Source organism: Nocardioides marmotae (assembly GCF_013177455.1).
GTDB classification, from domain to species: Bacteria; Actinomycetota; Actinomycetes; order Propionibacteriales; family Nocardioidaceae; genus Nocardioides; species Nocardioides marmotae.
On record NZ_CP053660.1, the window covers coordinates 4,075,286 to 4,097,635 of the forward strand.

The 22,350-nt window shown below is 73.4% G+C and carries 17 protein-coding genes; 12 read left to right on the forward strand and 5 right to left on the reverse strand.

What is annotated here, in order from left to right:
- The 5 genes from HPC71_RS19380 to HPC71_RS19400 all read left to right on the forward strand — a co-directional run bounded on the left by HPC71_RS19380 (nucleotide 1) and on the right by HPC71_RS19400 (nucleotide 4,669).
- Nucleotides 1–1,455: an MFS transporter gene (locus tag HPC71_RS19380; RefSeq protein WP_154616609.1), complete on the forward strand. Its 1,455-nt coding sequence runs from the start codon at nucleotides 1–3 to the stop codon at nucleotides 1,453–1,455.
- Between the two features lie 47 nt (nucleotides 1,456–1,502).
- Nucleotides 1,503–1,856 (forward strand): hypothetical protein, encoded by a 354-nt coding sequence (locus tag HPC71_RS19385; protein WP_154616608.1) that lies wholly within the window; start codon nucleotides 1,503–1,505, stop codon nucleotides 1,854–1,856.
- A gap of 50 nt (nucleotides 1,857–1,906) precedes the next feature.
- A complete protein-coding gene (locus tag HPC71_RS19390; RefSeq protein ID WP_154616607.1) occupies nucleotides 1,907–2,479 on the forward strand; it encodes a DnaJ family domain-containing protein in 573 nt (190 codons plus the stop codon).
- Nucleotides 2,480–2,679: 200 nt separating this feature from the next.
- Nucleotides 2,680–3,798 carry an HpcH/HpaI aldolase/citrate lyase family protein gene (locus tag HPC71_RS19395; protein ID WP_154616606.1) on the forward strand — a complete coding sequence of 373 codons (1,119 nt, stop codon included), beginning with the start codon at nucleotides 2,680–2,682 and terminating at the stop codon, nucleotides 3,796–3,798.
- Between the two features lies 1 nt (nucleotide 3,799).
- Nucleotides 3,800–4,669: an HpcH/HpaI aldolase/citrate lyase family protein gene (locus HPC71_RS19400; RefSeq protein WP_154616605.1), complete on the forward strand. Its 870-nt coding sequence runs from the start codon at nucleotides 3,800–3,802 to the stop codon at nucleotides 4,667–4,669.
- Nucleotides 4,670–4,769: 100 nt separating this feature from the next.
- On the opposite strand, the gene HPC71_RS19405 is transcribed toward HPC71_RS19400, so the two are convergent.
- From HPC71_RS19405 to malQ, 3 genes are read right to left on the reverse strand one after another with little or no spacing between them, the layout of a single operon-like run.
- Nucleotides 4,770–5,024 carry a peptide methionine sulfoxide reductase gene (locus HPC71_RS19405; RefSeq protein WP_171897074.1) on the reverse strand — a complete coding sequence of 85 codons (255 nt, stop codon included), beginning with the start codon at nucleotides 5,022–5,024 and terminating at the stop codon, nucleotides 4,770–4,772.
- The gene (locus HPC71_RS19410) at nucleotides 5,021–6,043 is read right to left on the reverse strand and encodes a M48 family metallopeptidase (RefSeq protein ID WP_171897075.1); all 1,023 of its coding nucleotides are present in this window, start codon (nucleotides 6,041–6,043) and stop codon (nucleotides 5,021–5,023) included. The genes HPC71_RS19405 and HPC71_RS19410 overlap by 4 nt, the downstream gene beginning before the upstream one ends.
- Nucleotides 6,044–6,047: 4 nt before the next feature.
- Nucleotides 6,048–7,898, reverse strand: a complete 1,851-nt coding sequence (malQ, locus tag HPC71_RS19415) for a 4-alpha-glucanotransferase (RefSeq protein WP_171897076.1) — start codon at nucleotides 7,896–7,898, stop codon at nucleotides 6,048–6,050.
- A gap of 202 nt (nucleotides 7,899–8,100) precedes the next feature.
- Between malQ and HPC71_RS19420 the strand changes: the two genes are divergently transcribed.
- From HPC71_RS19420 to HPC71_RS19450, 7 genes are all read left to right on the forward strand, one after another.
- Nucleotides 8,101–9,354: a choice-of-anchor P family protein gene (locus HPC71_RS19420; protein WP_154612566.1), complete on the forward strand. Its 1,254-nt coding sequence runs from the start codon at nucleotides 8,101–8,103 to the stop codon at nucleotides 9,352–9,354.
- Between the two features lie 160 nt (nucleotides 9,355–9,514).
- Nucleotides 9,515–10,705, forward strand: a complete 1,191-nt coding sequence (locus HPC71_RS19425; RefSeq protein WP_253943805.1) for an MFS transporter — start codon at nucleotides 9,515–9,517, stop codon at nucleotides 10,703–10,705.
- Nucleotides 10,706–10,801: 96 nt separating this feature from the next.
- On the forward strand, nucleotides 10,802–11,299 hold the full coding sequence (locus HPC71_RS19430; protein WP_154616604.1) for a hypothetical protein: 498 nt from the start codon (nucleotides 10,802–10,804) through the stop codon (nucleotides 11,297–11,299).
- Nucleotides 11,300–11,349: 50 nt separating this feature from the next.
- Nucleotides 11,350–12,336, forward strand: coding sequence for a DMT family transporter (locus tag HPC71_RS19435; protein WP_154612564.1), 987 nt, complete (start codon nucleotides 11,350–11,352; stop codon nucleotides 12,334–12,336).
- 25 nt (nucleotides 12,337–12,361) lie between these two features.
- Nucleotides 12,362–14,794, forward strand: a complete 2,433-nt coding sequence (locus tag HPC71_RS19440) for a hypothetical protein (RefSeq protein WP_154612563.1) — start codon at nucleotides 12,362–12,364, stop codon at nucleotides 14,792–14,794.
- Between the two features lie 188 nt (nucleotides 14,795–14,982).
- Entirely contained in the window at nucleotides 14,983–18,519 is a 3,537-nt protein-coding gene (locus HPC71_RS19445) for a heterodisulfide reductase-related iron-sulfur binding cluster (protein WP_154616603.1), read from the forward strand.
- 238 nt (nucleotides 18,520–18,757) lie between these two features.
- Complete coding sequence (locus HPC71_RS19450) at nucleotides 18,758–20,230, forward strand: MFS transporter (protein WP_230084571.1); 1,473 nt, start codon at nucleotides 18,758–18,760, stop codon at nucleotides 20,228–20,230.
- 22 nt (nucleotides 20,231–20,252) lie between these two features.
- Here HPC71_RS19450 and HPC71_RS19455 read toward each other — a convergent pair whose 3' ends face one another.
- Together HPC71_RS19455 and HPC71_RS19460 are read right to left on the reverse strand one after the other, a co-directional pair.
- A complete protein-coding gene (locus HPC71_RS19455; RefSeq protein ID WP_171897078.1) occupies nucleotides 20,253–20,528 on the reverse strand; it encodes a hypothetical protein in 276 nt (91 codons plus the stop codon).
- Nucleotides 20,529–20,548: 20 nt separating this feature from the next.
- A complete protein-coding gene (locus HPC71_RS19460) occupies nucleotides 20,549–22,297 on the reverse strand; it encodes a sodium:solute symporter family protein (RefSeq protein WP_154612561.1) in 1,749 nt (582 codons plus the stop codon).
- Nucleotides 22,298–22,350 lie beyond the last annotated feature (53 nt).

Genomic DNA, 22,350 nt, shown 5'->3' on the forward strand with positions numbered 1-22,350 from the left:
ATGAGCGCACCCACCCTCGCCTCCGACCCGCGGGTCCGCGGCCTGGCCACGATCGTCGGCTTCCTCGTCGTCGTGGAGCTGGCCAGCGGGATCCTCCAGGGCTACTACACGCCGATCTTCAGCGACATCGCCGACCACCTCGGGATCAGCGACGCCGACGTCAACTGGTTCGAGGCCGCGCAGCTGGTCGTCTCCGCGCTCGTGGTGCCGCCGCTCGCCCGCCTCGGGGACCTGGTCGGCCACAAGAAGGTGCTGCTCGTCTCGACCGCGGTCACCGCGCTCGGCTCGTGGGTGCTGGCCTTCGCGCCGGGCTTCACGACGTTCCTCATCGGGTGGGCCCTCCAGGGCGCGTACGTCGTGTGGCTGCCGCTCGAGGTCGCGATCATCCACCGGCGCACCGCCGGCACCGGCCGCCAGGGGCTGCTGACCCGCCGGGCCGCCGCCGTCCTCGTCGGCGCGCTCGAGCTGGCCGTCATCGTCGGCGCGCTGACCTCCGGCGCGCTGGTCGAGGCCACCTCGATGAGGGTCCTGCTCGTGCTGCCGGCGATCGCGGTGACCCTGTGCCTGGTCGTGGTGTGGTTCGGCGTCGAGGACGTGCCGGGCGAGGCGACCGGCGGCTTCGACTGGGGCGGTCTCGCGCTCGTCACCACCGCCCTCGGGCTCGTGATGGCCGGCCTCGTCGTCATCCGGCTCGAGGGGCCGACGAGCCTGCTCGCCTGGGTCCTCGTGCTCGCCGGGGTCGCGACGCTCGTGCCGTTCGTCCGGCACGAGGACGCCCGCCCCGACCCGATCGTCGACGTCCGCCTGCTCCGCTCGCCGGGCCAGTGGCCGGTGCAGCTGACCGCGTTCCTCTTCGGCATGTCGGTGCTCGGCGCGCAGATCCCGCTCTCCACCTTCGCCCGGACCGACCCCGACGTCGCCGGCTACGGCCTCGGCGCGAGCGCGTCGTTCGTCTCCACCCTGATCGGCGTGTACGTCGTCTTCATGGCGATCGGCGCGTTCACCCTGCCGCTCACCTCCCGGCTGCTCGGCGCCCGCAACGCGCTGGTCTGCTCCGCGCTGCTGGTCGGCCTGGGCTACGCGCTGTGGCTGCCGCTGCACGACACCACCGGCCAGGCGCTGACCAACATGGCCGTCATCGGGCTCGGCTCCGGCGCCCTCGTCGCCGCGCTGCCGGCCGCCGCCGCGGCGGCCGCGCCACCCGAGCGGACCGGGTTCGCCACCGGCATGACCAACGCGACCAAGACCGTCGGCGGCGCGCTCGCCTCCTCGGTCTTCGCGATCGCGCTGGCCTCCACCGGCTCCCTCGACGGGCCCGCCGAGGGCGCCGCTCCGCTCAGCGGCTACCTCACCGTGTGGTCGATCTGCGCGGTCGCCGCCGTGCTCGCCGCGCTCGTGCTGCTGCGGATGCCGGCCCGCGCGGCCGACGCCGAGCAGCCGGTGGTCGTCGGCTGAGCCCGCGGGCTCATGCCCCCGGCGGCGTACGTCGCGAGCCTGGGGGGATGACCTCCTCGCGCACCTCCACCTCCCCCTCCACCTCCCCGTCCCCGGCGGCCCGGCCCGCGAGCTGGGTGCTCCGGGTCCTCGTCACCACCGACCTCCTGCTCTCCGCCGCCGGGCTGACCCTCGCCTGGGTCTGGGCCCAGGACGCGGGGCGCTCCGAGAGCTCGACCGCGGGGATCGGCGTCTTCTTCGCGTTCCTCCTCGCCGTGCCGATGGGCCTGGCCCTCGCGCTCGCCCTGCTGGCGCTGCTCGTTCGCCGGCGGCCCGCCGCCGCGCTGGCCCTGGCCGGCGCGGGCGCGGGCGTGCTCGCCGCCGTCGCGGCCGGCGCCGCGTCGTTCCTCGTGCCCTGGTGAGGGCCGGCGGGCCTTTCGGGCGCTTCCTAGACTCGGAGGCGGAGGACCCGATGAGCGACAGCCCCGAGCAGCCCCGCGACACCGCCCGGTCCAGCGAGCACTCGCAGGCCGAGGACGAGGCCGAGCGCCGCAAGCGCAGCGGCGAGTCCGCGGCGCACGCCCGGATCGCGAACCAGGCCTCCTGGGTCGACCAGCAGGTCCGCGTGGCGATGGCCAAGGGCGAGTTCGACGACCTCCCCGGCGCCGGCAAGCCGATCGCCGACCTCGGCACCGAGCACTACCCCGACTGGTGGATCAAGCGGCTGGTCGAGCGCGAGCAGATCGCCGTCCTCCCGCCGAGCGTGGCGCTGCGCAAGGAGGACGCCGAGCTCGACGACCGGCTCGACACCCTCGCCTTCGAGGGCGACGTGCGCCGCGAGCTCGAGGACTTCAACGAGCGCGTCATCCGCGCCCGGTACTCGCTGAGCCCCGGCCCGCCGCTGGTCACCATGCCCCGCGACGTCGACGCCGCCCTCGATGCCTGGCGCGAGCGGCGTACCGCCCGGCTCGACGCCCAGCGCGCCGCCCTCGCCGCCGCTCGCCCCGCGCCGAGGCGGCGCTGGTGGCAGCGGCGCCGGGGCTGATCTGTCGCGGCGCCGTCAGGTTCATCGGCCGGCCGATGAAACTGTCGGGTGGCCGATGAAGTTTCAGCGTCCCACCGGGAGTTCTCACGGCCGGCCGATGAAACGTCCGCAGCGGCTCCCGATCGTTGGTCGTGACCGCGGAGCAAACCTGTCAGATCCGTCATACCGACGGGTAACCGCCCGCTGCTACGTTCCGCCCCATGACCGCCGCGAGCCGCAGCCCCAAGGACTTCTTCCGTCCCCTCGCCGTCGGAGCGCCGACGCCGTTGCGGGAGATCCCGGCCCGCCCGAGCCGGGCGATCCACTTCTTCGACCCGAGCAACCCGAAGATGGCCGCGAAGGTGCCCGACATGATCGGCACCGTTGACGTGCTGCTCGGCAACCTCGAGGACGCGATCAAGGCCGACAACAAGGTCGCCGCCCGCGAGGGCCTGGTCGAGATCGCGACGAGCACCGCCAACCTCGGTGGACGCAGCGGTCCGACCCAGCTGTGGACGCGGATCAATTCTCTCGACAGCCCGTGGGCGCTCGACGACCTGACCACGCTGGTGCCGGCGATCGGCGACAAGCTCGACGTGATCATGGTGCCGAAGGTGCAGGGCGCCGAGGACATCCACTACGTCGACCGGCTGCTCGCCCAGCTCGAGGCGAAGGCCGGACTCGACAAGCCGATCCTCGTCCACGCGATCCTCGAGACCGCCCGCGGCGTGGCCAACGTCGAGGAGATCTGCGGCGCGAGCCCCCGCATGCAGGGCCTCTCCCTCGGCCCGGCCGACCTCGCGGCGGACCGCCGGATGAAGACCACCCGCGTCGGCGGCGGCCACCCCGGCTACCTCGTCCGCGAGGACCCGCCGCGCCTCGGCGGCGTGGCCAACCTCGAGGCCAGCCGGGCGACGTACCAGCAGGACCTGTGGCACTACACGATCGCCCGCATGGTCGACGCGTGCGCGATGCACGGGATCTACCCCTACTACGGCCCGTTCGGCGACATCGCCGACACCACGGCGTGCGAGGACCAGTTCCGCAACGCCTTCCTCCTCGGCTGCGTCGGCACGTGGAGCCTGCACCCCAAGCAGGTCGCGATCGCCAACCGGGTCTTCAGCCCCAGCGTCGAGGACGTCGCGCACGCCCGCCGCGTCGTCGCCGCGATGGGCGACGGCACCGGCGCGGTGATGCTCGACGGGAAGATGGAGGACGACGCCTCCCTCAAGCAGTGCCTGGTGATGGTCGAGCTCGCCGAGCAGCTCGCGGCCGTCGACCCGGAGCTGAAGAAGCAGTACGACGCGATCGGCGCCGACGCCGACGAGAGCGAGGCCTGAGATGACCGAGCCCACCTTCACCCCGCTGCGCAGCGTCCTCTACATGCCCAGCTCCAACGAGCGGGCGCTGGAGAAGGCCAAGTCGATCGCCTGCGACGCGCTGATCCTCGACCTCGAGGACGCCGTCGCCCCCGACGCCAAGGAGGCCGCCCGCGAGTCCGCGTGCGCCGCGGCGGCCAGCGGCGAGTACGGCCGGCGCACCGTCACCATCCGCGCCAACGGCATCGGCACCCGGTGGCACGACGCCGACCTGGCCGCGATCGCCCAGGCCGGCCCGGACGCGGTCGTCGTCCCCAAGGTCAACAGCGCCGCGGAGGTCCACCAGCTCGTCGACGCGCTCGAGAAGGCCGGCGCGCCGGACCACACCAAGCTCTGGGCGATGATCGAGACCCCCGTCGCCGTCCTCGACGCGCTGAGCATCGCCCGCGCGAGCGAGCGGCTGACCGCCTTCGTCATCGGCACCAACGACCTGGTCAAGGAGCTGTACGCCGAGCACGTCCCCGGCCGAGCCCCGATCCTCCCGTCGCTGCACACCGCCCTGCTCGCCGCCCGCGCCGCCGGCATCGCGGTGCTCGACGGCGTCTACAACGACGTCAAGGACACCGACGGCTTCCTCGCCGAGTGCCGCCAGGGCCGCGAGATGGGCTTCGACGGCAAGACCCTCATCCACCCCGGCCAGGTCGACGGCGCCAACACCGCCTTCGCCCCCTCCGAGCAGGCCGTCGACGACGCCCGCGGCCTGATCCAGGCCTGGGAGGACGGCGCCGGCTCCGGCGTCGTCACCTACAAGGGCCGGATGGTGGAGAACCTGCACGTCGACTCCGCCCGCCGCACGCTCGCCATCCACGAGGCGATCCGCGCGCTGGGGTGAAGGCGGACGCGTCCCACCTATAGGTGGGATGCGACCGCTTCTGGGCCAATATTTTGACCCGGAAGCGGTTGCGTACCACCAAAAGGTGGGACGCACCGCGTCACTCCCACCCCACCAGGAACGCCAGCACCACGTCGGCGGGCATCTCGCAGGGCTTGAGGAGCGGGCCGGCGGTGGTGAGGTAGAGGTTCGCGCTGACGACGTGGGGGCCGCCGAGCTCCTCGGCGTACACGCTCTGCTGGCGGCCGCCGAGCCGGACCACCCGGGTCACGCCGTAGGACCGGCCGGCCCAGGTGACCTCCGACCAGCCCTCGGGGAGCCGGTCGAAGAGCGCCGGGAGGTCGGGTGCGCTCACGCGCCCCGGCTGCGGAAGGTGTCGTCGAACCAGCCCTTGGCGGTGCCGAGGAAGCCGGCGAGGTCGTGGGCGAGCCGGCCGACGGCGTCCTGGCTCTGCGCGAACGTCTCGGAGTAGCTGCGGGCGGCGTCGCGGGCGGCGTCGGAGACGGTCGCAGCGGCGTCCTCGGAGCGGGAGGGTCGGTCGCCGGCGAGGACGCGGGTGTAGGCCCCCGAGTCGACCCAGCGGCGCAGCTCGGCTGCGCGGACCACGGCGAAGGGGTGGGTCTGGTTCTCGATGAGCAGCAGCTTGAGGACCGAGTCGCGCAGGTCGCCGGCCTCGAGGTACTCCCGCCCCTGGGCGTGGAACGCGGTCGGGTCGAGGTCCTCGACCCGGCCGCCGCTGGCGAGCTTCATGTGCACGCGGGACGCCGTGGCGGGGTCCTGCGTGGCGAGCAGCCCGGCGCGGTCGGCCGACAGCTCGGACTTGCGCGACCACTCGTGCAGCGCAGCGACGATCGCCCGCACGCCGAGCCCGCCGATCGGGATGAACGCGGTGGCCCCGGCCAGCTGGATCAGCCGCTGGAGCAGGGTCTGGTAGACCGCGTGCCCGCTGATCGCGTGGCCGAGCTCGTGGCCGATGACGAAGCGCAGCTCCTCGGTGTCGAGCAGGTCGACCAGCCCGGAGGTGAGCACGATGAACGGCTCGTTGATGCCGAGGGTCTGGGCTCCCGGGACCGGGTCGGCGACGACGTACAGCTCGGGCAGCTGCGGCAGGTCGGGCGCGTCGAGGGTCTCCGCGACCTCCCCGAGCAGCCGGTGCAGGGTGGCGAACTGGCGCTCGTCGGCGCGCACGGCCGAACCGAGGTAGACCAGCCGGACCGCGCGCTCGTTGAACAGCCCGGAGACCGCCTTGAGCACGGCGTCGAACCCCTTGAGCTTGCGCAGCGCGACCAGCGCCCCGCGGTCGGCGGGGTGCTCCCAGGCGCGGGAGGAGATGTCGCGGAGGATGGTGCGCTGGCGCGCGGGCTGCGTCGTCACCGCGTCACCCTCCCACGGACCTCCCCCGGTCCGAGGCGGCTTCGGGCGCCTCGCCCCGCATCGCGGCGAGCAGCCGCGCGACGCCGGGGTGGTCGCCCAGGTCCTCGAGGGGTACGCCGAGGGGCAGCCGCCAGTTGTCGCGCTCGGTGGTGCCCGGCACGTTGGGCCGGCGCTCCTCGGCGACGGCGTCCTCGAGGGCGACCGAGAGCAGCAGCGACGGGGCGGTGCCGAGCTGGCGGTAGGCCTCGACGACCGCGTCCTCGACCGGGGCGTCCGCGGCCAGCCCGTCGCGGCGCAGCCGCTCGAGGAGGTCCTCGCGCCCGGAGCGGACGTCGTCCTCGGCCATGTCGGTGGCGGCGAGCTGGTCCACGACGTCCGAGCCGGTCCACAGCCCGGCGACGGTCGGCAGGTCGTGGGTGGTGACCGCCGCGAGCGCACCCTCCGGCCACCGGGCCGGCGGCTCGTCCTCGAACCACAGCACCTTGTAGGAGAGGATCCCGCGCTCGGCCAGCGCCTCGCGCACCCCGGGCTCGACGGTGCCGAGGTCCTCCCCGACGACGACCGCGCCGGCGCGGTGCGACTCCAGGGCGACGATGTCGAGCAGGTCATCGGCCGGGTAGCGGACGTAGGCGCCCTCCTGCGGGCCGGCGTCCGCGGGGATCCACCACAGGCGGAAGAGGCCCATGACGTGGTCGATGCGCAGCCCGCCGGCGCCGGCGATGGTGCCGCGGATCGACTCGACGAACGGCTCGTAGTCGGCCGCGCGCAGCCGCCACGGGACGAGCGGCGGGGAGCCCCAGTCCTGGCCGACGGAGTTCAGCATGTCCGGCGGCGCGCCGACCGTGACGCCGGTGGCGAGCACGTCGTCCCACGCCCAGGCGTCCGCGCCGCTGCCCGAGACGCCGATCGGCAGGTCCTGCAGGACCGTCGTGGAGCCGGTCGCAGCCCGCAGCTGGCCGTCGAGCAGCCACTGCAGCCAGACGTGGAACCCGATGTCCTCGGCGTGCTCGCGGACGTACGCCGCCACACCGCCGGCGTCCTGCCGGCGCACCGCCTCGGGCCAGGCGAGCCGGTCGGGCCCGTGCTCCTCGGCCAGCGCGCACCAGGTCGCCCAGCCCTCGACGGCCGGCCCGGCCGCGGCCCGCCACGCGGCGAAGGAGGGGTCCTCGGGCGAGCGGTCGAAGACCGCGCGGAGCACCGACCGCTTGAGCGTCCAGGCCCCGTCGCGCTCGACCAGCCCGGCGGCGCGCAGCGTGGCCAGCTCCGCGTCGTGCCGCTCGAGGTCGGCGTCCTCGACGCCCGGGACATCCTCGACGGCGAGGTAGAGCGGGTTGCGGAACCGCCGGGTCGCCGGCAGGTAGGGGCTGGTCTCCTGCGGCACGGTCGGCGCGACCGCGTGCAGCGGGTTGACCAGCAGGAACCCGCCGCCGAGCTGCTCGGTCCATTCCCGCAGCGTCCGCAGGTCGCGCAGGTCGCCGATGCCCCAGCTGCGGCGCGACCGCGCGGCGTACAGCTGGACCGTCCAGCCCCACGCCTGCTCCTGCGGCACGTGGCAGCGGCCCGGGGAGACGATCAGGCGGCGGCCGTCGGCGAGCCGGTGGTAGCCGAGCGGGAAGTCCTCGGGCACGACGTCGTCGAGCTCGCGGGTCGAGCCGTCCTCGCAGGTGACCGTCGACCGGATCCCGGTCGACCGTCCGGGCCGGGTCACCACGGGCGCCCGCTCCTCGAGGTCGGGCGGCGGCTCGCCGATCACCTCCCGCAGCGTCGCGACGGTCGCGTCGCTCGCGCGCTGCGGCTGGTCGTCGGCGTCCACCCAGTCCTGCTGGATGCCCCAGGCATCGGTGCTCGTGCTCACGACGGGCACGGTGCCCCGGACCGCGGCCCTCCACCCCCGCCTCGACCCGACCCTCGGCCCGGCTCGTCCCACCAGGCGTCCGACCTGCGGATACGCATGCCGCTCAGCGTTTGGTCCGACATGATGTCGGGGACGGAGCAACAACCAGAGAGCACGCAGTGGACGCACGGGGGGTGTGTCCACCTACCCAGGAGTCCTAGTTATGCGTCGGATCCTTCCCATCGGGGCGGCAACCGCCCTGATGGTCGCCTCGGCGGTCCTCACGGTCCCGGGCTCGGCCCAGGCCGAGCCCGTCGACCGAGCCCCGGCCGCCAAGGTCAAGACCGAGTTCGCCATGAAGGCGACCGGCTACGGCACCCGCGTGCAGGGCGGGGCGGTCCCGCTCCAGTCCGGCACGACGGCGTACCAGACCATCGGCTGCACCAACAAGGCGGGACTCTCGCGGAAGAACGACCTCGCCGCCGTCTCCCTGCCCGGCCTCGGCGAGGTGGAGGGGGTCCGCACCCGCGTCAACACCTTCACCAACAAGAAGCTGGGCCGCACGAGCGTCGTCTCCCAGCACGACGTGGCCCGGGTCAAGCTCGGCCCGCTCGTCCTGCGCGGCGTCAGCTCCAAGGCGACCGTCTGGCACGACAAGGACGGCTTCCACCAGTCGGTCGAGACCACGCTGCTCGGCATCCGGGCCGGCAACCAGACCTTCCCGATCCCGGCGCCCAACGTCCCGATCACCATCCCCGGCGTGGCCACGGTCCACCTCGGCGACCAGAACGGCTATGCCAACAAGCAGGGCGCGTACGCCGCGGGCAACGCGATCAAGGTCGTCCTCCACCCCACCGACACCGTCGTCCGCATCGCCCACTCCGCGGCGAAGATGAACCGCGGCGTGAAGTCCGGTCGCTTCCGCGGCCAGGCCCACGGCACCCAGATCGACGCGCTGGACGAGAACATCCGCTCCGGCCCGCTGCCGCTGTCCTACATGCCCTGCCAGGGCACCAACGGCAAGGTCCGCGAGAAGGCCGTCGCCGGTCTCGACCTGGCCGGCCAGATCGTCGTCGGCGCGGTCCGCAACCGCCAGATGGGCAAGCAGGACCAGAAGAAGGCGACCGGCTGGACCGAGTCGACCGTCGCCGGCATCAAGCTCGGCCCGCTCGAGATCAACGCGGTCAAGGCCCGCGCCAACGTCACCCGCTTCCGCGACGGCCGGATCAAGCGCAACGCCAACGGCACGACGATCGGCGAGATCGTGGTCAACGGCCAGGCCCAGGCGATCCCGCCGATCGGCCAGGCGCTGGAGATCCCGGGCCTGCTGCGCCTGGAGGCCGGGATCGTGGAGAAGACCCGGCTCGGCATCAAGGTGACCGCCCTGCGGCTCACCCTGCTCGACGGCACCGGCGCCACGGTGGACCTCGGCAACGCCCGGATGGAGATCCGGCCCTCGGGCGCCAAGAAGAAGTAGCACCCGCTCCACCCCGACGGGGTCGTGCGCCTGCGGGCGCACGGCCCCGTCGTCGTCTCCGGCGTCGTCTCCGGCGTCGTCTCCGGGTGGCTGGTTCCTCACAGGCCACATCGCGGGACCGCCGCTCCTGCGCCGCCGCCGCGGGCGTTGACTGGGCGCCGTGGCATTCTCGGGAGGTACGACGATCGGCACGGCGCGCCGCTGGGCGATGCTCGCCGCGAGCACCCTGGCCCAGGGCGCGGCCTCGGTGATGATCCACGGCCCGGCCTTCCTCATCCCCGCGCTGCACGACCAGGTCGGGCTCTCGCTGCCCGAGGCCGGCGTGGTCGCGGCCGCGCCGACCGTGGGCGTGATGCTCACCCTCGTGCTGTGGGGCCTGGTGGTCGACCGCCGCGGCGAGCGCTTCGTGCTGCTCACCGGCCTCGGCGCCACCGCGCTGGTCGGTGCCCTGGCCACCCTCGCCGACAGCACCGTCCTGCTCACGCTCGCCCTGCTGCTGGCCGGCGCCGCGGCGGCGAGCACCGGCTCGGCCAGCGGCCGCGTCGTGGTCGGGTGGTTCCCGCCCGAGCGGCGCGGGCTGGCGATGGGCGTCCGGCAGATGGCCCAGCCGGTCGGCGTCGGGATCGCCGCGGTCTCCATCGCCGTCGTCGCCGAGCGGCAAGGGATCGCCGCGGCCCTGTGGGTCCCGGCGGTCGCCGCGGCCCTCGCCGCCCTCGTCGTCGCCGCGGTCGTCGTCGACCCGCCGCGACCCGACCCGCGCGCCGAGCGCGCGGCGAACCCGTACCGCACCGACTCCTACCTCGCGCGGATCCACGGCGTCTCGGTCCTGCTCGTGGTGCCGCAGTTCCTCGTGTGGACCTTCGCCTTCGCCTGGCTGGTCCAGGAGCGCGACTGGTCCGCGGCCGCCGCCGGCGGGCTCGTCGCCGGCGCGCAGGTCCTCGGCGCGCTCGGCCGGATCGCGGCCGGCTGGCTCTCCGACGTCGTCGGCGCCCGGATGCGCCCGCTGCGCTGGGTCGCGGTCGCGGCCGGGGTCTCGATGGGCCTGCTCGGGGTCGCCGCCGGCCTCGACGCCGCGGTCGCCGTGCCGCTGGCCGTCATCGCCACCGTCATCACCGTCGCCGACAACGGTCTGGCCTTCACCGCCGTCGCGGAGCGCTCCGGCCCGTCGTGGAGCGGCCGCGCCCTCGGCGTGCAGAACACCGCGCAGTACCTCACCGCCTCCGCCGTCCCGCCCGTCGCCGGCGCCGTCGTCGCGACCTGGGGGTACGCCGTGGCGTTCGGCGCCGCCGCGCTCCTCCCCCTCCTCGCCGCCCCGCTCGTGCCGGTCGCCGAGGAGCGCGAGCTGGCCTGAGCCGGCCCCACCCGCAGCTCTACCCACAGCTCTACCCACAGCCCCACCCACGGCCGGCGCGGGTGACCGATGCCCCCGCCGGGTACCAGTCCCGCCATGGACACCTGGATCTGGATCGTCGTCGCCGTGGTCGTGGTGGTGCTGATCGCCGCCGCCCTCCTCACCGCGGCTCGCAAGAAGAAGCACAAGCGCGAGGCCCAGCAGCGCCTCGAGGCCCAGCAGCTGCGCCAGCAGGCCGTCACCCAGACCTCCGGGCTCTCCCAGGCCGAGGTCGACGCCCGCGAGGCCGAGGCCCGCGCCGAGCTGGCCCGCGCCGAGGCCGAGCGCGCCCAGCTGCGCGCCCAGGAGGCGCACACCGGGCTCGCCCAGGAGCAGGCCCGCCAGGAGGACGTGCTGCGCCAGGCCGACCGGCTCGACCCCGACGTCGACCACCGCTCCGCCGACTACACCCCGCAGGCGCCGACGACCGCCGGCCCCGAGGCCCCGACGCACCAGGCGGCCCAGGAGCCGACGCACCAGCCGACCCACGCCGCCGAGCCCGGCACCGAGCCCGGCACCGAGCCCCCCGCGGGCTCGCACCGTCGCGACGCCTGACCTGCCGGGACGCGCGCGCCGGTAGCCGGCACCGCCCCTAGGCTCGCGCCATGGGTCAGGTGCCGCGGGTCCACGGCGCGCGGCTCGGGCTGGTCCAGATCTCGCTGGCCGGCGTCCTGTGGGGCACCGGCGGGCTCGGCGTCCAGGTCGTGCGCGAGCACGTGCCGATGTCGGTGCCGACGATCAGCGCCTGGCGGATGGCGATCGCCGCGGTGGTGCTGCTGGGGGCCCTGGTGGTGCTCCGCGCCGGCCCGGCGCTCGGGCGGCTGCTGCGCGAGCGGCCCGGCCGCGTCGTGGTGGTCGGCTGCGGGACGGCCGCCTACCAGGGGCTGTACTTCGGGGCGGTCGTCTCGGCCGGGGTGACCGTCGCGACGGTGGTGAGCCTTGGGCTCGCGCCGGTCCTGCTGACCCTCGCCGACGCGGTGCGCCACCGGCGCCCGCCGGGCGCGGGCCGCGTGCTGGTCCTCCTCGCGGCCCTGACCGGCCTGGTCCTGGTGAGCCTCGGCGCCGGCCACGGCGCGAGCTCGACGGGCCCGCAGCCGGCCCTCGGCGTCGCGCTGGCCGTCGCCTCGGGCGCGGCGTACGCCCTGGCGACCGCGCTGGGCGAGCCGCTCGCCCGGTCGACCGGGCCGCTGGCGCTGACGACCGCGACCACGACGGTCGGCGCGCTGGCCCTGCTGCCGTTCCTCGCGCTGGACGCGGCGACCGGCGGGGTGGTGACGACCGCGGAGCCGGTCCCCGTGGCGGTGCTGCTCTACCTCGGCGTGCTGACGATGGCGCTGGCCTACGGACTGCTCTACGCCGGCCTGCGCACCACCGACGGCAGCGCGGCGGTCGTGGCGACGCTGCTCGAGCCGGTGACGGCGGCCCTGGTCGCCGCCGTCGTCCTCGACGAGCGCGTCGGCACCCCCGGGATCGTCGGCACCGTGCTCATCCTCGCGGCGGTCGGTGGCCTGGGACGCCGTAGCCCCGACGCCGGCGGACCGTTGACCCCGCGAGCGGAACCCGACAGGGTTCCGGGTCTGCACCGCCCGTAGAGGGCCGAACCACAGGGGAGCACGCATGCCCGCACGCGAGACGCCGCCGGACGGCACCGCACCACGACGTCGGCGGCTCGGAGCCACCGGCCGGCTCGCCGTCGCCGGCCTGACCGCCGCCGGGCTCCTCGCCGGGGCGTTCGTCCTGCCGGGCGCGGCCGGCCTGCGCGGCGGCTCGCTGGAGCAGCAGTTCTCCGACGCGACGGCCACCAAGGTCGCGATGGACGAGGCGAAGAACGCGATCTCGCGCGCGGTCGGCTCCGGCGCCGACACCGCCGACCCGACCACCGCCGAGCAGGCGCGGTCCGCGGCGTCGTACGTCGCCGCCGAGCGGGCGCTGCCCGACCCCGAGCTGCGGAGCGTCGCCGCGGTCCAGCCGCGCCGCCAGCGGCCCCAGGACCGCTACGCGATGGCCAACGGCTGCTACGCGCTGGCCGGCCGGCCGATCTTCTTCAAGCCCACCGCACTCGGGAAGTACCTCCTCTACGCCGCCGACCGCACCTTCGTGGTCGCCGGCGGCGAGAGCGCCGCGAGCCCCTCGGCGAGGACCGTGTGGACCGCGTCCAAGAACGGCAAGCGGTTCACCTTCCGCAACGACACCGGCACGCTGCGCATCGGCTCGGCCTCGAGCTTCGCGCTCACCCGCACCACCGGCTGCACCGCCTACCCGGAGTCCCAGATCGACATCGCCGGCGGCCCGCACGCGGGCGTGACGCCGTTCCAGGAGGTGCGGGGCTACGTCGACGCCCACACCCACGGGATGGCCTTCGAGTTCCTCGGCGGCCAGGCGCACTGCGGCCGGCCCTGGCACGAGTACGGCGCGCCGTACGCGCTCGTCGACTGCACCGACCACACCGTCACCGGCGGGTACGGCGGCGTGCTGGAGTCCGTGCTCAGCGGCACGCCCAGCCACGACCCGGTGGGCTGGCCGACCTTCAAGGACTGGCCGGCGCCGAACTCGCTGACCCACGAGGGCACCTACTACCGCTGGATGGAGCGCGCCTGGCGCGGCGGCCAGCGGCTCTTCGTCAACCTGCTGGTCGAGAACAACCAGCTCTGCCAGCTCTACCCGCTCAAGCGGAACTCCTGTGACGACATGGACTCCGTGCGCCTCCAGGCCAAGCAGATGTATGCCTTCCAGGACTACATCGACGCCCAGTTCGGCGGGCCCGGCAAGGGCTTCTACCGGATCGTGAAGAACCCGTGGCAGGCCCGGAAGGTGATCAACGCCGGGAAGATGGCGGTGGTCATGGGCATCGAGACCTCGGTGCCGTTCGGCTGCACGATGAAGCTCGGCATCCCCGCCTGCAACGCCGCGGACATCGACCGGCAGATCGCCGAGGTGCACCGGATGGGCGTGCGCCAGATGGAGCTGGTCAACAAGTTCGACAACGCCCTGTCCGGCGTCGCCGGTGACTCCGGCGCGGTCGGCCCGGTCGTCAACCTGGCCAACTTCCTGGAGACCGGCACGTTCTGGGACATGCGGCACTGCGAGCCGGCCGACGGGGAGTCGCACGACAACAACCAGGTGGCGGTCCCCGACATCACCGCCGGGGTCCAGGACGCGCTGTTCGGGGCGATCGCCTCGCTCGGGCTGCCGACCATGCCGCTGCCGCTCTACCCGCCGCCGGACCACTGCAACAACCGCGGCCTGACCACGCTGGGCGAGCACACGATCGGCGAGCTGGCCAAGCGCAAGATCCTCTTCGACCCCGACCACATGAGCGTCAAGGCCCGCCGCCAGGCGATGGACCAGATCGAGGAGATGCGCTACCCCGGCGTGCTCTCCAGCCACTCCTGGTCGACCCCCGACACCTACCCGCGGATCTACCGGGCGGGCGGCTTCGTCGCGCCGTACGCCGGTGACTCCACCGGCTTCGTGGAGAAGTGGCGCCGCCACGTCGGCTGGGCCGACCAGCGCTACTACTGGGGTCTGGGCTTCGGCGCCGACATCAACGGCCTCGGCGCCCAGGGCGCTCCCCGGGGCGCGGACGTGCGCAACAAGGTGACCTACCCCTTCCGCGGCCTGGGCGGGGTGACGGTCAAGAAGCAGCGCGCCGGCCAGCGGGTCTACGACATCAACGTCGACGGCGTCGCGCAGTACGGCCTCTACCCCGACTGGATCGAGGACCTGCGCAAGGTCGCCGGCAAGGACGGCGCGGCCATCGTCGACGACATGGCGCGCGGCGCGGAGGCCTACCTGCAGACGTGGGAGCGGGCGTACGGCGCCCGGCCCGACTCCTGCCGCAACCCCGGGCTGCGCCAGCGCTGGTCGCTGGTGCGCCAGATGATCCGCCCCGGCATGACCACCCGGTCGGTGATCGGCAAGGTCGGCCAGCCCTACCAGCGCCTGGGCCGGACCTACCGCTTCTGCGCCAAGGCCCCCGGCACGGGCAAGGTCATGGTCCGGGTGGACTTCACCCGCGGCGGCAAGGTCACCGGCATCCGCCGCCTCTGACCTGGCCTCGACCCGACCTGGGCAGGCACCTCCGACGAACCGTCCCGGCACCGCGCCGGGACGGTTCGTCAAGTTACCGGCAGGTAGGATGGATGTCACTGCTCGGCGGCGGTGACGTCCCCGGGCGAGGCACCTAGGCTCGCGGACGCGTCCGCGCCCAGCGGGCTGGCACCACTACGAGGAGCAGCATGCAGATCTTCGCCATCGTCGTGTCACTCGCCATCGCGGCGGTCGGCATAGCCCTGTTCGCCCGCGCGGTCAGGAACATGCTCCGCGTCATCCGTGTCGGGCAACCCGCGATGAACCGCACCGACCAGCCGGTCCAGCGGGCATGGGCGGTCATCAAGGAGACGCTGGGCCACACCCGGATGCTCCAGTGGAAGGTGGTGGGCGTTGCCCACTGGTTCATCTTCGTGGGCTTCGGACTGCTCTTCTTCACCCTGCTCACCGCCTTCGGCCAGCTCTTCGACGCCCACTTCACGCTGCCTCTGATCGGCACGTTCTTCCTCTACGAGTGGGTCTCGGAGTTCTTCACCGTCGTCATGCTGGTGGCGATCATCGGCTTCATCGCCTACCGCGCGACCCGCCCCAAGGAGCGCACCCGCGGCGTCAAGGGCCGGTTCTGGGGCTCGCGGATGTGGCAGGGCTACTTCGTGGAGAGCGTCATCCTGGGCGTCGGCCTCTGCATCACGGTGCTGCGCGGCCTGGAGTACGCCCTGCTCGACCAGGAGGGCTCCAGCCACGCCTCGCTGATGCACTTCCCGTTCACGGCGTGGCTCGGCCAGGCCTTCTCCGGCCTGTCGGTCGGCACGATCGAGAACCTCATCTACCTCGTCGCGATGCTGAAGATCCTGATCTCCTTCACCTGGATGATCACGATCTCGCTGAACATCGACATGGGCGTCGCGTGGCACCGGTTCACGGTCTTCTTCAACATCTTCTTCAAGCGCGAGGCCTCGGGCCGCACCGCGCTCGGCGCGGTCAAGCCGCTCACCAACAACGGCGAGCGGGTCAGCCTCGACGACATCGACGACCTCGACGAGGACGCGACCCTCGGCGTCGGCAAGGTCGAGGACTTCAGCTGGAAGAACATCCTCGACTTCACCACGTGCACCGAGTGCGGCCGCTGCCAGTCGCAGTGCCCCGCGTGGAACACCGAGAAGCCGCTGTCGCCCAAGCTGCTGATCACCGCCCTGCGCGACCACACCTACGCCAAGGCGCCGTACTCCCAGGCCGGCGGCGAGGGCAGCGAGGCCGCCACCGCCCTGCTGGAGAAGGACGAGGTCCTCGCCCGCGAGGCCGCCCGCCCGCTGGTCGGCGACACCGGCGACGACTGGTTCTACATGCCCGACAGCGGCGCCGCGGTCATCGACTCCGAGGTGCTGTGGAACTGCACGAGCTGCGGCGCCTGCGTCCAGCAGTGCCCGGTCGACATCGAGCACGTCGACCACATCGTCGACATGCGCCGCTACCAGGTGCTCGTCGAGTCGAACTTCCCCGCCGAGCTCAACGGCCTGTTCAAGGGCCTGGAGAACAAGGGCAACCCCTGGAACATGTCGCCGAACGCGCGACTGGACTGGGCCAAGGGCCTCGACTTCGAGGTCAAGGTCGTCGGTGAGGACATCGAGTCCCTCGACGAGGTCGACTGGCTGTTCTGGGTCGGCTGCGCCGGCGCCTACGAGGACCGCCAGAAGAAGACCACCCGCGCCGTCGCCGAGCTGCTCGACATGGCCGGCGTCTCCTTCGGCGTCCTGGGCAACGGCGAGACCTGCACCGGCGACCCGGCCCGCCGCGCCGGCAACGAGTTCGTCTTCCAGGGCCTGGCCCAGCAGAACGTGGAGACGTTCCAGGAGTACAAGGTCAAGAAGGCCGTCACCACCTGCGCCCACTGCTTCAACACCCTCAAGAACGAGTACAAGGAGTTCGGCATCGAGCTGGAGGTGGTCCACCACACCCAGCTGCTGAACCGCCTGGTCCGCGAGGGCAAGCTGACGCCGGTCGCGAACGGCGAGGGCGCCCACAAGCGCTCGATCACCTACCACGACCCCTGCTACATCGGTCGCCACAACGGCGTCTACAGCCCGCCGCGCGAGCTGCTCCAGGTCCTGCCCGGCGCCGAGTACGTCGAGATGGAGCGCAACTCCGAGCGCGCCTTCTGCTGCGGCGCCGGCGGCGCGCGCATGTGGATGGAGGAGAACACCGGCGAGCGGATCAACGTCAACCGCACCAAGGAGGCCGTCGGCACCGGCGCCGACCAGATCGCGGTCGGCTGCCCGTTCTGCCGCGTGATGCTCTCCGACGGCCTGACCGCCCAGCAGTCCAAGGGCGAGGCCCGCGAGGAGGTCGAGGTCCTCGACGTCGCGCAGATGCTGCTCGCCTCGGTCAAGGGCGAGGTCGCCACGAAGGTCAAGCCCGGCGGCGGTACGCCGTCGGCCAAGGCCGCCCCGTCGGAGGACGTCAAGGCCGAGCCGGAGCAGGGTGACGACACCCAGGCCTCCGACGACGTCGTGACCGAGACCGCCGACGCCGGCCCGCTGGCGAAGGCGTCGGGCGGCTCCTCGCTGTTCGACACCCCCGCCGACGACGCCGCCGACGGCGACCAGGCCGACTCCGCCTCGACCGAGGCCACCCCCGCCCAGGAGGCGAAGGCGGCCTCCTCCGCCGGCGCCGGGTCCTCGCTGTTCGACCTCGGTGGCGACAGCGCCGCCGAGGAGGAGCCCGCGAAGACCGAGCCGAAGACCGAGGCTCCGGCTGCTGCGAAGACCGAGTCGAAGCCGGCCGCCCAGGAGACCGACCTCGGCTCCGGCGGGTCGCTCTTCGACCTCGGTGGCGGCGACGAGCCCGCCCCGGCCGAGGCCAAGACCGAGCCGAAGGCGGAGCCCGAGGCGAAGACCGAGGCCCCGGCGGAGCCGAAGACCGAGCCGAAGGCCGAGGCGAAGCCGGCCGCACCGGTGGCCGACCTCGGCTCCGGCGGCTCGCTCTTCGACATCGCTGCCGAGGAGCCGGCCCCGGCCGCTCCGAAGGCGGAGGAGCCGAAGACCGAGGAGCCCCAGGCCGAGGAGCCCCAGGCCGAGAAGCCCCAGGCCGAGGAGCCGAAGGCCGAGACCAAGGCCGAGCCCGCCCCGGCGGCGGAGCCGGCCGCCGAGGTGGACCTGTCCTCGGGTGGCTCGCTGTTCGACATCGAGGCCCCGGCCGCGCCGGCACCGAAGGCCGCCCCGGCCCAGCCCGAGCCCGAGGACGAGGTCGTCGAGGCCTCGGCCACCCCGGAGTCGGCGGACACCGAGGCCGAGGAGGTCGTCGAGACCGAGACCGCCGCCCCGGCCGCGGAGGCACCCGCCCGCACGGCCGCGACCCCGGCCGCGTCGATCCCGGAGGGTGGCTCGCTGTTCGACATCGCCGCCCCCGAGGCCGTCGCCCAGCCGGAGAAGCGTCCCGAGCGCCCCGCCGCCCCGGCGGCCGAGGCGACCACCGAGACGGCCGCCACGGAGTCGAGCACGGAGTCGACCACCGGGGCCACCCCGGCCGACGCGCCGAGCGGCGAGCAGGTCAGCGCGGCCGCCACGGCGATCGCGAGCGACGACCCGACGCCGGCGCCCGAGCCCGAGCCCGAGCCCGAGGAGCCGGCCGCGGAGCCGGAGAAGCCGAAGGCGTCCTCGAACGGCGCGGCGAACCAGCCGCGGACCGACGTGGAGATCTCCGAGGGCGGGTCGCTCTTCGACCTCTGAGCCGAGGCACCGCACGATCCGATGACGGGGTCGTGTGCTCCAGGAAGCGCTGCGGCGCGGACCGGGGCACACGACCCCGTCGTCGTACCACCCACCGCTAGGCTCACCTGCCGATCGCCGAGGAGGCCCACGGGTGAACGCCCCCACGACCGGCAACGCCGCCGGGACCGCCGGGACCACCGGCACGACCCCCGCCGACGCGACCGTCGAGGTCTCGACGGCCCGCCGCTGGGCCTCGCTGGCTGTGCTGTCGGCCAGCCTGCTCGTGGTCACGATGGACCTGACCATCCTCAACGTCGCGCTGCCCGAGCTGGCCGCCGACGTACGCCCCTCGGCGACCGAGCAGCTGTGGATCGTCGACAGCTACTCCCTCGTCCTGGCGGGCCTGCTGATCTCGATGTCGGCGCTCGCGGACAGGTGGGGGCGCAAGCGGCTGCTGCTGCTCGGGTTCGTGGTGTTCGGCGCTGCCTCGGCGCTGGTCGTGGTGACCGACTCCCCCTGGGAGGTCGTCGCCGCGCGCTCGCTGCTCGGCGCCGGCGGCGCGATGATCATGCCGACGACGCTCTCGCTGCTCCGGTCGGTCTTCACCGACCCCGCCGAGCGGGCCACCGCCCTGGGCGTGTGGGCGGGCGTCTCCGCGCTCGGCGCCGCCATCGGGCCGATCGCCGGCGGCGCGCTGCTCGAGCACTTCAGCTGGCACGCGGCGTTCCTCGTCAACGTGCCGCTCATGGCCATCGCCGTCGTGGCCGGCGCGACGATCCTCCCCGAGGCGCGCGCCACCCACGCCTCGCCCTGGGACGTCCCGGCGATCGCGCTGTCGATCGCGGGGATGGTCGGCCTGGTGTGGGCGATCAAGCGGGTCGCGGAGGAGGAGTCGCTCACCGACCCGCTCGGCCTGGGTGTGCTGGTCGCCGCGGTCGCGGCGCTGGCGGTCTTCGTCCGGCGCTGCCTGCGCCGGCCCGACCCGCTGCTCGACGTGCGGCTCTTCCGGCGGCGGCCGTTCGCGGCGGGGGTGGTCGCGGCGCTGAGCGCGATGTTCGCGATGGCGGCGATCCTGCTGCTGCTCGCCCAGTGGCTCCAGCTGGTCGAGGGGCACTCCCCGCTCGCGGCGGGGGTCCGGCTGCTGCCGCTCGCCGGCGGCGGGCTGGCCGCCTCCCTGCTCGCCTCACCGCTGGCCCGGCTCGTGGGCGCCCGGACGGTCCTCGCGGGCGGCCTCGCCGCGGCGGGCCTGGGCGCGCTGCTCGTGCCGCTGGCGCCCGGGGACCTCGGCTACGGGACGGTCGCGGCGGCGATGACGCTGGTGGGCGCGGGCGCCGGGTCCCTGGCGATCGGCTCAGCGATGATCATGGCCGGCACCCCCGCGGACAAGGCGGGCAGCGCCGCGGCGATCGAGGAGACGGCGTACGACCTCGGCAGCGTGCTCGGCGTCGCCGCCCTGGGCAGCCTCGCCTCGGTCGTCTACCGCGACCGCCTGCGGGTCGAGGCGCTCCTCGCCGAGGGCCTGCCCGCCGACGCCGCACGCGCCGCGGCGGACTCGCTGGGCGCCGCGACCACGCTGGGTGTCCCAGGGCTGGCCGAGCGGGCGGGGGCGGCGTTCACCGATGCCCTGGTCGAGACCTGCTTGGCCGGCGGCGTGGCCATGGTGGTCATGGCCGTCGTCGTGTGGGCCACGGCCCCCCGCGGGCTGGACATCACCCAGCAGCAGCACTGAGCCCCGGGGCCCCAGGGGCGTCTCACTCCTCCCGCGCGGACTCCTCGGCCCCCGCGTCGGGAACGTAGGTCGGCCGGAGCAGGGCCCAGACCACGAAGGCGATGCCGACGACCAGCATCCCGAGGCCGGCCCAGAGGTTGGCGTTCGTGCCGCCGGTCTTCTCGGTCTCGGCGTCACCGAAGAGACCCATCAGCGTGAGGATCACGCCGTAGACGGTCAGCAGGCCGCCGATGATGTTGCGGATGTCGAACGCGCCGGCGCGGTGGCGACGGCGCGAGGCCGTGGCGGGTGTGGACACGGGGACTCCTTCGGGAGGCTCTAGAAGAGGAGGTTGAGGACGACGACCATCGCGAGCGCGACGCCGGCGAGGGGGAGGGTGCGGCGGTACCACGGGTACGACGCCTCGTCGGCGTCCACGAGGTCCTCGCGGGGGGTCTCGGAGTAGACCAGGCCCCTGAGCTCCTCGACCGGCTTGGGCTTGGTCACCAGCGAGACGAGGACGCTCAGCACGATGTCGACGACGAAGGCCGCGCCGGCCGCGAGGAACGCCGCGCCCTGCCCGCCCACGGGGATCACGCCGAGGCTCAGCGAGCCGAACGCGTCCTCGCTCAGGAACGCCACCAGCACCGCGGAGAGCGTGCCGGAGACCAGGCCCACCCAGCCGGCGGTCGCGGTCATCCGCTTCCAGAACATGCCGAGGATGAACGTCGCGAACAGCGGGGCGTTGAAGAACCCGAACAGCGTCTGGAGGTAGTCCATGATGTTCGAGAAGTTCGTGGCGAGGTAGGCCGTGCCGACGGCAACGATGGTCGCGCCGAGCGTCGCCAGCCGGCCGACGGTCAGGTAGTAGTCGTCGTCGCGGTCCTTGACGGCGTACCGCTGCCAGAGGTCGTAGCTGAAGACGGTGTTGAACGCCGAGATGTTGGCCGCCATGCCGGCCATGAACGCCGCGAGCAGACCGGCGATCGCGACGCCGAGCAGGCCGTTGGGCAACAGGTCGCGCATCAGGTAGAGCAAGGAGTCGTTGTACGTCACCGTGCCGCCGGTGCCGCCGGAGACCTCCTCGCCGGCCTTGGTCTGCGCGATCTCCGAGACGAGGACGGCGGCGATCATGCCGGGCAGGATCGTGATGAACGGGATGAACATCTTCGGGAACGCGCCGATGATCGGCGTCTTGCGCGCCGAGGAGATCGAGTCGGTGGCCATCGCGCGCTGGACCTCGACGAAGTTGGTCGTCCAGTAGCCGAAGGACAGCACGAAGCCGAGGCCGAAGACGATGCCGATGACCGAGAGCAGGTCGGAGTCGAAGCCGGTCAGCGCGTTGCCGGGCCAGGAGTTGAGCTGCTGGGCGGCGGGCACGGTGTCGGGGTTGTCGGCGGCGGCGTCGGTGATCTGGTCCTTCAGCCCGCCCCAGCCCCCGACCCGGTCCAGGCCGATCAGGGTCAGCGGGAGCAGCGCCGCGACGATGACGAAGAACTGCAGCACCTCGTTGTAGATCGCGGCGCTCAGCCCGCCGAGGGTGATGTAGGAGAGCACGACGACCGCGGCGACGATCAGCGCGACGAACAGCGGCCAGCCCAGGAGCGCCTGGATGATTGTGCCGAGCAGGTAGAGGTTGATGCCGGCGATCAGCAGCTGGGCGATCGCGAAGGAGATCGAGTTGACCAGGTGCGCGCCGGTGCCGAACCGGCGGAACATGAACTCCGGCACCGAGCGGACCTTGGAGCCGTAGTAGAAGGGCATCATCACGACGCCGAGGAAGAGCATCGCCGGGATCGCGCCGACCCAGAAGTAGTGCACGGTCGGCAGCCCGAACTCCGCACCGGAGGCGGACATGCCCATGATCTCGACGGCGCCGAGGTTGGCGGCGATGAACGCCAGGCCGGTGACCCAGGCGGGCAGCGAGCGCCCGGACAGAAAGAAGTCGACGGAGTCCGACACCTGCCGGCGGGCCATCACGCCGATACCGAGCACGACGGCGAAGTAGAGACCGACGATCAGGTAGTCCACGGGACCTGCATCGATGAGGGTGTCGCTCGCGAGGACGGTCGGAGCCCAGGTGGCCATGGTGGGCCTTTCGTGACGGCGGTGCGGGGAGCGGTCGCACCCCGGGTTCCGGA

Bases quoted from the DNA above. Each gene is read 5' to 3' on its own strand.
- HPC71_RS19435 (WP_154612564.1), top strand. From the start codon at position 11,350: ATGGGTCAGGTGCCGCGGGTCCACGGCGCGCGGCTCGGGCTGGTCCAG.
- HPC71_RS19445 (WP_154616603.1), top strand. From the start codon at position 14,983: ATGCAGATCTTCGCCATCGTCGTGTCACTCGCCATCGCGGCGGTCGGC.
- HPC71_RS19430 (WP_154616604.1), top strand. From the start codon at position 10,802: ATGGACACCTGGATCTGGATCGTCGTCGCCGTGGTCGTGGTGGTGCTG.
- HPC71_RS19395 (WP_154616606.1), top strand. From the start codon at position 2,680: ATGACCGCCGCGAGCCGCAGCCCCAAGGACTTCTTCCGTCCCCTCGCC.
- HPC71_RS19380 (WP_154616609.1), top strand. From the start codon at position 1: ATGAGCGCACCCACCCTCGCCTCCGACCCGCGGGTCCGCGGCCTGGCC.
- HPC71_RS19390 (WP_154616607.1), top strand. From the start codon at position 1,907: ATGAGCGACAGCCCCGAGCAGCCCCGCGACACCGCCCGGTCCAGCGAG.
- HPC71_RS19440 (WP_154612563.1), top strand. From the start codon at position 12,362: ATGCCCGCACGCGAGACGCCGCCGGACGGCACCGCACCACGACGTCGG.
- HPC71_RS19400 (WP_154616605.1), top strand. From the start codon at position 3,800: ATGACCGAGCCCACCTTCACCCCGCTGCGCAGCGTCCTCTACATGCCC.
- HPC71_RS19420 (WP_154612566.1), top strand. From the start codon at position 8,101: ATGCGTCGGATCCTTCCCATCGGGGCGGCAACCGCCCTGATGGTCGCC.
- HPC71_RS19460 (WP_154612561.1), bottom strand. From the start codon at position 22,297: ATGGCCACCTGGGCTCCGACCGTCCTCGCGAGCGACACCCTCATCGAT.
- HPC71_RS19385 (WP_154616608.1), top strand. From the start codon at position 1,503: ATGACCTCCTCGCGCACCTCCACCTCCCCCTCCACCTCCCCGTCCCCG.